General features: G+C 72.2%; 9 protein-coding genes. 3 read left to right on the forward strand and 6 right to left on the reverse strand.

Annotated elements, in window-relative coordinates; translation table 11 throughout:
• The first annotated feature begins 54 nt into the window (after positions 1 to 54).
• Positions 55 to 963: a class I SAM-dependent methyltransferase gene (locus tag ACFYMM_RS22530; RefSeq protein WP_388389272.1), complete on the forward strand. Its 909-nt coding sequence runs from the start codon at positions 55 to 57 to the stop codon at positions 961 to 963.
• A gap of 57 nt (positions 964 to 1,020) precedes the next feature.
• Here the strand turns inward: ACFYMM_RS22530 and ffh are convergent, their stop codons facing one another.
• The 5 genes from ffh to ACFYMM_RS22555 form a co-directional block, all read right to left on the reverse strand.
• Complete coding sequence (gene ffh, locus ACFYMM_RS22535; RefSeq protein WP_388389274.1) at positions 1,021 to 2,571, reverse strand: signal recognition particle protein; 1,551 nt, start codon at positions 2,569 to 2,571, stop codon at positions 1,021 to 1,023.
• Positions 2,572 to 2,649: 78 nt separating this feature from the next.
• The gene (locus ACFYMM_RS22540; protein WP_388389276.1) at positions 2,650 to 5,097 is read right to left on the reverse strand and encodes a [protein-PII] uridylyltransferase; all 2,448 of its coding nucleotides are present in this window, start codon (positions 5,095 to 5,097) and stop codon (positions 2,650 to 2,652) included.
• A gap of 35 nt (positions 5,098 to 5,132) precedes the next feature.
• A complete protein-coding gene (locus tag ACFYMM_RS22545; RefSeq protein WP_030750857.1) occupies positions 5,133 to 5,471 on the reverse strand; it encodes a P-II family nitrogen regulator in 339 nt (112 codons plus the stop codon).
• Complete coding sequence (locus tag ACFYMM_RS22550; protein ID WP_388389278.1) at positions 5,468 to 6,811, reverse strand: ammonium transporter; 1,344 nt, start codon at positions 6,809 to 6,811, stop codon at positions 5,468 to 5,470. The genes ACFYMM_RS22545 and ACFYMM_RS22550 overlap by 4 nt, the downstream gene beginning before the upstream one ends.
• A gap of 324 nt (positions 6,812 to 7,135) precedes the next feature.
• On the reverse strand, positions 7,136 to 8,614 hold the full coding sequence (locus ACFYMM_RS22555; protein WP_388389280.1) for a hypothetical protein: 1,479 nt from the start codon (positions 8,612 to 8,614) through the stop codon (positions 7,136 to 7,138).
• Positions 8,615 to 9,069: 455 nt separating this feature from the next.
• Between ACFYMM_RS22555 and ACFYMM_RS22560 the strand changes: the two genes are divergently transcribed.
• The gene (locus tag ACFYMM_RS22560; RefSeq protein WP_388389282.1) at positions 9,070 to 9,732 is read left to right on the forward strand and encodes a bifunctional DNA primase/polymerase; all 663 of its coding nucleotides are present in this window, start codon (positions 9,070 to 9,072) and stop codon (positions 9,730 to 9,732) included.
• A gap of 319 nt (positions 9,733 to 10,051) precedes the next feature.
• On the opposite strand, the gene ftsY is transcribed toward ACFYMM_RS22560, so the two are convergent.
• On the reverse strand, positions 10,052 to 11,260 hold the full coding sequence (ftsY, locus tag ACFYMM_RS22565) for a signal recognition particle-docking protein FtsY (RefSeq protein ID WP_388389284.1): 1,209 nt from the start codon (positions 11,258 to 11,260) through the stop codon (positions 10,052 to 10,054).
• Between the two features lie 179 nt (positions 11,261 to 11,439).
• Here ftsY and ACFYMM_RS22570 point away from each other — a divergent pair, with 179 nt between their 5' ends.
• Positions 11,440 to 12,411: an LLM class flavin-dependent oxidoreductase gene (locus ACFYMM_RS22570; RefSeq protein WP_388389286.1), complete on the forward strand. Its 972-nt coding sequence runs from the start codon at positions 11,440 to 11,442 to the stop codon at positions 12,409 to 12,411.
• The last annotated feature ends 2 nt before the right edge of the window (positions 12,412 to 12,413 follow it).

The following is a 12,413-nucleotide window of genomic DNA, read 5'->3' on the forward strand; positions in this document are numbered from 1 at the left end:
ACGGGGGCACGGAACCGGCGCAGCGGAAACCTCGGCGGATTGGGGCGCTTACCTATGACACCTACGCTCGTGCGGCAACGCCTGTCTCGCGCGGACTCCGCACCCCGCGTGAACCCGGGCGCACGCGCGCGTGACTGGTCCGAGATCCAGGAGCGGATGCTGGTCCCGCTCTACGAGACCGTCTTCGAGCGGCTCGAAGTGGGCCCCGCGACCCTCCTGCTGGGCCTGCGCTGCGGCTCCGGACTGGCCCTGCTGATGGCGGCCTCCAGAGGAGCCTCGGTGACCGGTGTCGACTCCTGTCCCGAACGGCTCGCCCTCGCCCGCGAACGCCTGCAGCCCGACTCCGCGCCGGGCGCACGCGCGCGTGCGGGCGGCGACGCCCCCGGGAACGGCCGGCCCCGGCTGGTCGAGGGCTCGCCCCGGGACGTGGCCGGCGCGGTCACCTCGGCCACCGCGGCCGCCGGGGGGCCGCCCGAGTACACCCTGGTGACCGCGTTCGACCCGATCGGCTGCCTGGCGGGCGACGCGGAGGGCCTCGGTGACCTGCTCGCCTCCGCGGGCCCGCTCGCGGCGCGGGGAGCCGCCGTCGTCCTGGCCGGCTGGGGCCCGCCCGAGCGCTGCGCCACCTCGACCGTGTTCCGGGTGGCGGCCAAGCTCGCCGACCCGCTGCGCCGTACGCACGGCTGGCGCCCGTCCCTGCGGGACGACCTGGAGGAGGTCGCCCAGCGGGCCGGGCTGCGGCCGGACGGCTCCGGGCGGGTGGCCTGCCCGTTCGGTTACGCCGACGTCGACAGCGCCGTACGGGGCCTGCTGTCGACGGGGCTGTTCGACGCGGCCGTCGCGGCGACCGACCAGGAGCAGGTCGACAAGGAACTGACGGAGGCACTGCACCCGCACCGGCGGCCGGACGGCACGGTGTGGATGCCGAACGTGTTCCGCTATCTGATCGCCCGCGTGCCCTGACCCCGCCGGCGACCGGGCGGCAGCATTGGCCGAAAGAGCGCGCTGCCGCCGACGAGGTCAGCCCATGAACTTCTTGAACTCGTCCGGCAGTTCGAAGTCCTGGCCGCCCTGCTCCGGCAACCCGAAGGCGTTACCGCCCTGGGCGGCCGCCTCGCGGCGCTGCGCCTCCTCCAGCTCCTGCTGCCGGCGCTTCATCGGGTTGCCGGAACGCTGCTTGCCCTTGGCCTTCTTCGGCTGCTTCTTCGTCCGGCCGGGACCGCCACCCATGCCCGGCACCCCCGGCATACCCGGCATGCCGCCGCCCTGGGCCATGCGGGACATCATCTTGCGGGCCTCGAAGAACCGCTCGACCAGGTTCTTCACCGCGCTGACCTCGACACCGGAGCCCTTGGCGATACGGGCCCTGCGCGAGCCGTTGATGATCGTCGGGTCCTGGCGCTCGCCCGGGGTCATCGACTTGATGATCGCGGCGGTGCGGTCGACGTCCCGCTCGTCGAGGTTGTTGATCTGGTCCTTGATCTGCCCCATGCCGGGCAGCATCCCGAGCAGCTTGCTGATGCTGCCCATCTTCCTGACCTGCTCCATCTGGGCCAGGAAGTCGTCCAGGGTGAAGTCCTGGCCCTTCTTGGACGCCAGCTTGGAGGCCATTTTCTCGGCCTCTTCCTGGTCGAACACCTTCCCCGCCTGCTCGATCAGGGTGAGCAGGTCACCCATGTCGAGGATGCGGGAGGCCATCCGGTCCGGGTGGAAGGCGTCGAAGTCCTCGAGCTTCTCGCCGCTCGACGCGAACATGATCGGCTTGCCGGTGACCTGGCGGATCGACAGGGCGGCACCACCGCGGGCGTCGCCGTCGAGCTTGGAGAGCACCACACCGTCGAAGCCGACGCCGTCGCGGAAGGCCTCGGCGGTGGTGACCGCGTCCTGACCGATCATCGCGTCGACGACGAAGAGGATCTCGTCCGGCGAGACCGCGTCCCGGATGTCGGCGGCCTGCCGCATCATGTCCTGGTCGATGCCGAGGCGGCCGGCGGTGTCCACGATCACGATGTCGTGGACCTTGGACCGCGCGAAGTCGATGGAGTCCTTGGCGACCTTGACCGGGTCGCCGACGCCGTTGCCCGGCTCGGGCGCGTAGACCGCGACGCCCGCGCGCTCGGCGACGACGCTCAGCTGGTTCACGGCGTTGGGGCGCTGCAGGTCGGCGGCGACCAGCAGCGGCGAGTGGCCCTGCTCCTTCAGCCAGCGGCCGAGCTTGCCGGCGAGCGTGGTCTTACCAGCACCCTGCAGACCCGCCAGCATGATCACGGTCGGCGGCTGCTTGGCGAAGCGCAGCCGCCGGGTCTCGCCGCCGAGGATCGTGACCAGTTCGTCCTTCACGATCAGCAGGACCTGCTGGGCAGGGTTCATCGAACGCGAACCCTGGAGGCCGAGGGCGCGTTCCTTGACGTTCTTGATGAACGCCCGCACGACCGGCAGGGCCACGTCCGCTTCGAGCAGCGCGATGCGGATCTCGCGGGCGGTGGCGTCGATGTCCTCCTCGCTCAAGCGCCCCTTGCCGCGCAGGTTCTTGAAAGTCGCTGAGAGGCGGTCGGAGAGAGTATCGAACACGGCGGCGTCGGTCCTCGGAGTCGGGGGCAGTCTGAGCGTCTTCCAGAGTATCCGGCCGCACAAGCCGAGCGGACGGGGTCACGCCCTCAGGGTCTCCTCCAGTGCGCGCGCCAGCGATGCCGCCTCCTGGCCGGGCAGCGGGGTGCCCGCCGCGCCGGTGACGTAGAAGGCGTCGACGGCGTTGGCTCCCAGGGTGCTGACGTGCGCGCTGCGCACCCGTACCCCCGCCTTCTCCAGTGCCGCCCCGATCCGGAACAGCAGCCCCGGCGCGTCCTGGGCCCGTACCTCGATCACCGTCGCGTGCCGGGAGGCCGCCGAGGCCACCGTCACGCGCGGCGGCGGGGCCACCCAGCCCCGGCGGCGCGGATAGGCCGCGTCCCGTTCCGCCAGGCGTCCCGCGATGTCCAGGGTGCCGTCCAGGGCGCGGACCAGGTCGGCGCGCAGCCGGGCCGCCTGGGGCAGGGAGCCGTACTCGGCGGCGACCCGCCAGTCGAGGAGCAGGACCGAGCCGCCCTCGACCCCGTCCGGCAGGTCCTGGGTGCGCAGTTCCGCCGTGCGCACGGTCAGGCGGTGCATGGCGAGGACACCGGCGACGGCGGGCAGCACGCCCGGCTGGTCGGGTACGGCGATGAGCAGTTCCACGCCGAGGGGCTCGGGGTCGGCGGCGGGCTCGTCCGCGGGCGGCTCGGTCTGGGCCCGCAGGGACAGGACGGGGCCGCCGGTGCGGATCGCCTCGACGGCCAGCCGCTCCTGCTCGGCGGTGGGCGCGCCGGGCTCGGGCTCCTCGGGGGCGTCGCCGGCGAGGACGGCGGAGACCCGTTTGACCAGGTCGGCGACGAGGGAGCCGCGCCAGGAGGACCAGGCGGCCGGGCCGGTGGCCAGCGCGTCCGCCTCGGTGAGGGCGTGCAGCAGTTCCAGCGTGCCCTGGGTGCCGACGGCGTCGGCGACCGAGCGGACGGTGGCCGGGTCCTCCAGGTCGCGCCGGGTGGCGGTCTCGACGAGGAGGAGGTGGTGGCGTACGAGGGTGGACAGGACGGCGACGTCCGAGCGGTCGAAGCCGATCCGGGCGGCGACGTCCTTGGCGATGATCTCGCCGGCCACGGAGTGGTCGCCGGGCCAGCCCTTGCCGATGTCGTGCAGCAGGGCGGAGACGAGCAGCAGGTCGGGGCGGCTGACGTGGCGGGTCAGCTCGGAGGCGCGGACGGCCGTTTCGATCAGGTGGCGGTCGACCGTCCAGATGTGGACGGCGTTGCGCTGCGGTCGGCAGCGGACCCGCTCCCAGTCGGGGAGGAGCTGGGTGATGAGTCCCTCCGCCTCCAGCGCCTCCCAGACGTCCACCGTGGGCCGGCCGGAGCCGAGCAGGGTCACCAGTTGCTCGCGTGCCTCGGCGGGCCAGGGCGTGGGCAGGGGGCGCGCGGTGGCGGCCATGCGCCGTACGGCGTGCAGGGAGAGCGGGAGGCCGGCCTGGGCGGCGGCGGCCGCGGCACGCAGGGGCAGCACGGGGTCGCGTTCGGGGCGCGCGGCGCGGGCGAGCACCACCTCGCCGTCCTGCTCGACCACGCCCTCGGCCAGCGGCGACCTCTCGGTGACGGGCTTGTTGCCGCCCAGCATGGCGCGCAGCCGGGGCCGCACGGCGCGCGATCGCAGCACGCGCCCCACTTCGCGCCATGTGACATCGCTGGCGTAGGAGATCACCCGTGCGGCCTCGTACACCTGGCGCAGCAGGGTGTCGGCGTCGAGCAGGCCCAGTTCGGCGGCGACCTGGTCCTGTTCCTGGAGAGCGAGCCGGTCGGTGGCCCGGCCGGTGGTCAGGTGCAGTGCGTCGCGTACGTCGAGCAGGCGGCGCCGGGCGTCGTCCAGGCCCTCGCGCGGCGCGTCGGCCATCCAGGAGGCGGCCACGGCGCGCAGGGCGGTGGCGTCCCGCAGACCGCCCCGGGCCTCCTTGAGGTCGGGTTCCAGGAGGTACTGCAGCTCACCCTGGCGTTCGGCGCGCTCGGCGCACAGCTCCTGCAGCTCGGGGAGACGTTTCGGCGCCTGGTTGCGCCAGTCCGCGAGCACGGCCGTGCGCAGGCCGGCGGTCAGGCCGAGATCGCCGGCGAGGTGGCGGGCGTCCAGGAGGCCGAGCTGGACCTTCAGGTCCTCCCCCGCCGTCTTGCGGGCCTCCGCCGAGGTGCGCACCGAGTGGTCGAGGGCGAGGCCGAGGTCCCAGACGGGGTACCAGAGGCGGTCGGCGAGCGCGGCGACCGCCTTCGGGTCGGCGCCGTCGTGCAGCAGCAGGAGGTCGAGGTCGCTGCGCGGGGACAGTTCCCCGCGGCCGTAGCCGCCGACGGCCACGAGCGAGACACCCTTGAGGCCCTCGGCCGCCGCGGTGAACAGGCCCGACAGCCACTCGTCGGTCAGTTCGGCGAGGGCGGCACGGCGCGGCGGCCCGGACCGCGCCCCCTCGGTGAGGAGGCGCAGCCGGGCCGCCGCGTAGCCGCCGGGTCCCGAGTCATCCGCGTCGTTCCGAACATCTGTACTCGTCACCCAGCAGCTCCTGCCTGTATGCAGATGGTTCTGTTCTACAGCGCGTCCGGACCGCGCTCGCCGGTGCGCACCCGTACGGCCGTCTCGACCGGCAGGGACCAGACCTTGCCGTCGCCGATCTTGCCGGTGCGGGCGGCCTTGACGATGACCTCGATCAGCTGTTCGGCGTCGTCGTCCTCGGCCAGCACCTCGATGCGGATCTTGGGGACCAGGTCGACCGTGTACTCGGCGCCCCGGTAGACCTCGGTGTGCCCCCTCTGACGACCGTAACCGCTCGCTTCGGTGACCGTCAGTCCGTGGACGCCGAAGGCCTGAAGTGCCTCCTTGATCTCGTCGAGCCGGTGGGGCTTGACGACGGCGGTGATGAGCCTCATGCGTCCACCTTCTTGTTCTGCGTCCCGGCCAGCGCCGCGGCGGAGACGGTTCCGACGACGCCACCGCCGGCGCCGCTGAAGTCGTATGCGGTCTCGGCGTGCTCGGCCTGGTCGATGCCGGAGACCTCCTCGTCCTCGGTGACCCGCATACCGATGGTCTTGTCGAGCAGGAAGGCGAGGACCGCCGAGACGACGAGGGAGTAGGCGAGGACCGCGCCGACACCGGCGCACTGCTTCCACAGCTGGGTGAAGGAGTGGTCGCCGTAGAAGACGCCCGTCGCGGTGGACTGGCCCTTGCCGGTGGCGAAGAAGCCGATCAGCAGGGAGCCGATGATGCCGCCGACCATGTGGACGCCGACGACGTCGAGCGAGTCGTCGAAGCCGAACTTGAACTTCAGGCCCACGGCGGCGGCGCAGGCGACACCGGCGATGACACCGACGGCGATCGCGCCGAGCGGGGAGACCGCGCCACCGGACGGGGTGATCGCGACCAGACCGGCGACCGCTCCGGAGGCGGCGCCCAGCGTGGTGAACGCGCCGTGCCGGATCTTCTCGTAGGCGAGCCAGGCCAGCATGGCGGCGGCGGTGGCGACCTGCGTGTTGACGAACATCAGCGCGCCGACGCCGTCGTCGTTGCCGAGCCAGGAGCCGGCGTTGAAGCCGAACCAGCCGAACCACAGCAGACCGGCGCCGAGCATGACCAGCGGGAGGCTGTGCGGGCGCATCGGGTCCTTCTTGAAGCCGACGCGCTTGCCGATGACCAGGATCACGCCGAGGGCCGCGGCACCGGCGTTGATGTGCACCGCCGTACCACCGGCGAAGTCGATCACGCCGAGCTTGAAGGCCCAGCCGTCGGCGCCCCAGACCCAGTGGGCGACCGGGACGTAGACGAGCGTGAGCCACAGGGCGATGAAGAGCGACCAGGCCGAGAACTTCACGCGGTCCGCGAGGGCGCCGCTTATCAGGGCCGGCGTGATGATGGCGAACATCATCTGGAAGACCATGAAGACGAAGATCGGGATGGTGTAGCCGGGCCAGAGCTCCGTCAGACCGATCTTGCGCAGTCCGAACCAGTCGGAATCCCAGCCGATCAGGCCGTTGTGGGTGCCGAAGGCGAGGGAGAAGCCGTAGAGCACCCACAGGATGGTGACGATGCCCATGCTGATGAAGCTCATCATCAGCATGTTCAGGGTGCTCTTGACGCGGACCATGCCTCCGTAGAAGAAGGCCAGACCGGGCGTCATGATCAGTACAAGGGCGGATGCGATGAGCATGAAGCCCGTGTTCGCGGAGGACAGCTTGGGTGCCTCCGCGGCAAGCGTGATGGCGGCTGATGCCATCGGCGTCTCCTCGTCGGTTGGTACGGCCCCGTGCGGGCGAAGCCTGAGCGAGCGATCCGGTCAGTGAGGGGTGGGCCGGTTATGCGCCATGAGATTGGCGCAGCGCGGTTTCGGTCGAAGCCCCTCGTTGTTTCGCCGGGGTGACGAAGACGCCCTGTGTGTTACGCCTCGATGAAGTGCCGGATCTCCGGCCGCGGGATCGTTATCGTGGCGCAACCTTCTCGGAGAGAAGACAGGCCGGCCGCGGGCGGCCTTCCGATGACCTGGCACGGGGGAGCCGAGTCGGGCAGTTCGGGAGGGCCGGCCGCGGCCGGGGTCCGGGGTTCAGACCGCTTCGGCGGTCTCGGGGAGGTCGACGGAGAGCTGTTCGGTGAGGTCGACGACCTCACTGAGGTCACCGAAGTCGCGCGCGGCCGTGTACACCGTCTTTCGAATACGAGTGTTGACGCGCTCGGAGCGGACCTTCTTGGCGATCCGCATGGCCTGCGAGGCGTAGTCGGTGCTCTGCCCGGGCTCGCGGCGCAGCAGGTGCACGGTGGCCATGCCGATCAGGTTGAGTGCGTACGACCGCTGGTGCTCGGTGTCCTTGGCGAAAAGCTCCACGGCGCGCTGCATCAGGGGTTCGGCGAGGGAGGCGTAGGCGGGGCTGCGGCCGGCGACGTAGGCGAGGTCGCGGAACGAGTGGGAGTTCTCGCCGTACAGCTCGGCCTCGGAGAAGAAGCGGATCCAGTCGGGGTCCGGCTCGTCCCAGTCGTCGGCCTCGGCGAAGGTGTCCTCGGCCATCCGGACGGCCCGCTTGCACTTGCCGGGCTGTCCCATGTTGGCGTAGGCGCGGGCCTCCATCGCATACAGCATGGACTGGGTGCGCGGGCTCGCGCAGTCACGGCTGCCGTACTGGGCGAGGTGGATCAGTTCCAGGGCGTCGTCGGGCCGGCCGAGGTGGATCATCTGACGGCTCATGCTGGACAGGACGTACGAGCCGAGCGGCTTGTCGCCCGCCTCCTTGGCGGCGTGCAGGGCGAGGACGAAGTACTTCTGCGCGGTGGGCTGGAGTCCCACGTCGTACGACATCCAGCCGGCCAGCTCGGCCAGCTCGGCGGCGACCTTGAACAGCTTGCGGGTGGTGGCCTCGGGCTGGGGTTCCTGGAGGAGGTCGGTGACCTCGTGCAGCTGGCCGACGACGGCCTTGCGGCGCAGACCGCCGCCGCACTGGGCGTCCCACTGGCGGAACATCACCGTGGTCGATTCCAGCAGGTCCAGTTCGGGCTTGGACAGCCGGCCCGGGCGGCGGGAGTCGGCGGCGCTCTCCGGCTGGTGCGGGACCGGGGCGCCGGGGTTGGGGACGAGCCAGCGCTGCATGGGCTCGATGAGGGACGGGCCCGCGGACAGGGCGAGCGAGGTTCCGAGGAAGCCGCGCCGCGCGAGCATGAGGTCGCTGCGCGAGAACTCGCTCAGCAGGGCCACCGCCTGCGGGCCCGTCCAGGGCAGGTCCACGCCGGACGCGGAGGGTGACTGGCGGGCGGCGCGCAGCCCGAGGTCCTCGACGGAGACGACACAGCCGAACCGCTCGGAGAACAGCTCGGACAGGATCCTCGGGATCGGCTCGCGCGGGTTCTCCCCATCGAGCCAGCGGCGCACCCGGGAGGTGTCCGTGGAGATGTGGTTGGCACCCAACTGGCGTGCCCGGCGGTTGACTTGGCGGGCCAGCTCACCCTTGGACCAGCCGCTGCGCACGAACCACGAGCCGAGCAGCTCGTTGGGGCGTTTGTCAGCGTTCGTTCCGTTACCGCCGTTGCCGCCCACTGGAACGCCCCCATCCCTGAGACCACTTGTCGCCGACTGCGCCAAGCCCTATCAGAATGCCGGTAAATACGGCTCCCGTCCGCCCGTTCTCACCCTTCGAAAGGACTGACGACTTGCCTCCGGCATACCCACGAGTGGATGTGCCCCCAGGCCTCGTGCACACACAGTAATCCTACGATCACCCGTCCAGCCACGGCGATCCCTGAAACGCCACCATTCGCCACCCCTTCGAATGAACTCACGATCCGCCAGGCGCGATTCACTTGACACAGGACGGCCGGAAGTGGGCGGAAGGACGCACTCAAGGGCGCGCATGACGGAGCGCACCACCCGGGATGCTCCGAAGCGCCGCCGTGATATCGCTCGAGCGGGGGAAGGCGGACGATGTCGTCACGTTCCGCTTCCGTCCTGTTCCGCGCCGTAACCACCGGCGCGCCGGACCCGTTGGAGGGGGTATGGGCTTCACGATCGGCGGCATTCGCGAGATCCGCTCCGGCGCACGCCGGCGCGGCCGTTCGTCGGAGTGCACCGACGTCGCCGAGTTCACCGGGCTGTGGGGCTGGGACGTCGTGCCGGGCGCTCGGGCCGCGGCGGGCGCCTGCTCCTGCGGGCACGCCGACTGCCCCGCGCCGGGCGCGCATCCGCTCGACTTCGCGCCCCGGGTGCCGGCCGGGGCCACGCTCGACGAGGTGACCCGGGCCTGGTCCGAGTTCCCGGGCGCCGCGGTGATGCTCCCCGTCGGCCGCGCGTTCGACGTCATCGAGGTCGCCGAGCCCGCCGGGCGCCGCGCCCTGGCCCGGCTGGAGCGCATGGGGCTCCCCCTCGGCCCGGTCACCGCGACCCCCGACGGCCGGGCCCACTTCCTCGTCGCCCCCGGCGCCGCCGCCGAGCTTCCCGCCCTGCTCTACCGGATGGGCTGGGACGACCCGTCCGCCCTGGACCTGCGCGGCCTCGGCCCGGGTACGTACATCACCGCGCCGCCCTGCGACCGGGGCGGCCTCGGCCCGGTGCGCTGGCTGCGCCCGCCCGCGCTGGACGCGGTGAGCCGTCCCCCGGCGGCCCGGCTGCTGCTGGGCACGCTGGCGTACGTGGCGCACCGGTCACGGGCACAGGAGTAGGCCTCCCCCACACGGCGAGGCGCCCGCCCCCGAGTGGACTCCGGGGCGGGCGCCTCGTGGGCGTGAGGGGGTAAACGCACTCCCCCACCAGTGCCGTGGCAGGCAACGTCTGCCCGTCAAGGAGCGGCGTCCGTTGCGTGCTCTGGGGGTCCCCCCGGCCGAAGGCTGGGGGGAGTGCCGGGTACGGGCCCTCGTACTGGACGTACTTGGGCCTGTACCCGGTGCGGCGAAGGAGGCCCTGCCCGAGGCGGCGAAGCCGGTTCGAGGGCGGGGGCGCGTGCCGGGCGTAGCGACGGGGCGAACGTCGCCTGCCGCGGCACTAGTCACCGATGAGCGCATCGACGAACGCCTCCGGCTCGAACGGCGCCAGGTCGTCCGCGCCCTCGCCGAGGCCGATCAGCTTGACCGGTACGCCCAGCTCGCGCTGGACGGCGACGACGATGCCGCCCTTGGCCGTACCGTCCAGCTTGGTCAGCACGATGCCGGTGATGTCGACGACCTCGGCGAACACCCGGGCCTGCACCAGGCCGTTCTGACCGGTGGTGGCGTCCAGGACGAGCAGCACCTCGTCGATCGGCGCGTGCTTCTCCACGACCCGCTTGACCTTGCCCAGCTCGTCCATGAGGCCGGTCTTGGTGTGCAGCCGGCCGGCGGTGTCGATGAGGACGACGTCGACCCCCATCTCCTTGCCCTCCTTGACCGCGTCGAAGGCGACGGAGGCGGGGTCGCCCGCCTCCGGCCCGCGCACGGTGTGGGCGCCGACCCGCTCGCCCCAGGTCTGCAGCTGGTCGGCGGCGGCGGCCCGGAAGGTGTCGGCGGCGCCGAGGACGACGCTGCGGCCGTCGGCGACCAGGACGCGGGCGAGCTTGCCGGTGGTGGTGGTCTTGCCGGTGCCGTTGACGCCGACGACCATCACGATGCCCGGCGTGCGGTCGGCGGGCTCGGTCCTGACGGTGCGGTCGACCTCGGTGCCGACCAGCTTGAGCAGCTCCTCGCGGAGCAGACCGCGCAGCTCCGCGGGGGTTCGGGTGCCGAGGACCTTGACGCGCTCGCGCAGCCGTTCGACCAGCTCCTGGGTTGGCCGCACGCCGACATCGGCGGTGAGCAGCGTGTCCTCGACCTCCTCCCAGGTGTCCTCGTCGAGGTGCTCGCGCGACAGCAGGGTGAGCAGGCCCTTGCCGAGGGCGTTCTGCGAGCGGGACAGTCGGGCGCGCAGGCGGATCAGCCGCCCGGCGGTGGGCTCCGGGATCTCGATCTCGGGGGCCGTCACGGCCTCCGCGACGGGAGGTTCCTCGACGGTGACCGGAGGGCCGCCGGGGAGGTCCACCTCCTCGATCGTCCGGCGCGGTTCGTCGCGCGGTGTCTCGGCCTCGTCGCCGACGTGCGGCTCGGCCGGGGGCGCGGTGATGTCGGGCGCTGCCGGGGGCGGCGGGGGCAGCGGCTTCTTGCGCCGGGAGCCGACCACGAGCCCGCCGAGCACGGCCAGCACGACCACGGCGATGACTACAGCAAGGATGACGGTTTCCATAACGGGTCCAGTATGCGTGACCCCTCCCGGCCCGAGGGGTGGTCGGCGGGGCCGAACGGCGGCGTGCCGGAACCCTGGCGATCTGACGTGCCGTCAGCTACCGTCCCCCGGGCACCGGAACCCCGGCGCCCCGCCCGGACTCCGCCCGAACCCCACTCACCCGGCCCAGGGGGACTCCCATGCCCGTCACGGTCGTACGCTTCAACCTCGTCGAACCCGGCGCCTCCCCCGCCTCCCTCTCCGCCCGCTACCGGGCCGCGCTGGAGATGGCCGCGTACGCCGACGAGCACGGCATCACCACCGTGCAGACCGAGGAGCACCACGGGGTCGCGGACAACTGGCTGCCGTCGCCGTTCGCCTTCGCGGGCGCTGTGTTCGGGGCCACCCGGCGGATCGCGGTCACCGTGTCGGCGGTCATCGGCCCGCTGCACGACCCGCTTCGGCTGGCCGAGGACATCGCCGTGCTTGACCTGCTCAGCGGCGGCCGGCTGGTGACGGTGGCCGGGATCGGGTACCGGCCCGAGGAGTACGCGCTGTTCGACGTGGACTGGAAGCGGCGCGGCCGGCTGCAGGACGAACTGCTGGAGACGGTCCTGAAGGCGTGGACCGGCGAGGCGTTCGAGTACCGGGGCCGTACGGTACGGCTCACCCCGCGCCCGTACACCGAACCGCACCCCCTGCTGCTGGTGGGCGGCTCCTCCAGGGCCGCCGCCCGCCGGGCCGCCCGGCTCGGCCTGCCGTTCTTCCCCAGCGCGCACCTGCCGGAGCTGGAGGCGTACTACAAGGAGCGGCTCGCGGAGTACGGCACCGAGGGCTGGACCATGATGCCGGCCGCCGAGACCCCGCTGCTGCACCTGGCCGAGGACCCGGACCGGGCGTGGGCCGAGTACGGCGAGCACTTCCTGCACGAGGCGCGGACCTATGCCTCCTGGCAGTCCGGCGACATCCGCTCGGCCGTGAAGTCGGCGGCGACGACGGTTCAGGAGCTGCGCGCGGAGGGCGTCTACCGGATCCTCACCCCGCGGGACTGCCTGGCCCAGGGTCTGGACAGCCTCGTCCTGCATCCGCTGGCGGGCGGGATGCCGGTGGCGGAGGGGTGGCGCAGCCTGCGGCTGTTCGCGGAGCGGGTGGTTCCGGCGCTGGGCGGCTGACC

The sequence above is a fragment of the Streptomyces sp. NPDC006739 genome, from assembly GCF_042869815.1.
Classification (GTDB): domain Bacteria; phylum Actinomycetota; class Actinomycetes; order Streptomycetales; family Streptomycetaceae; genus Streptomyces.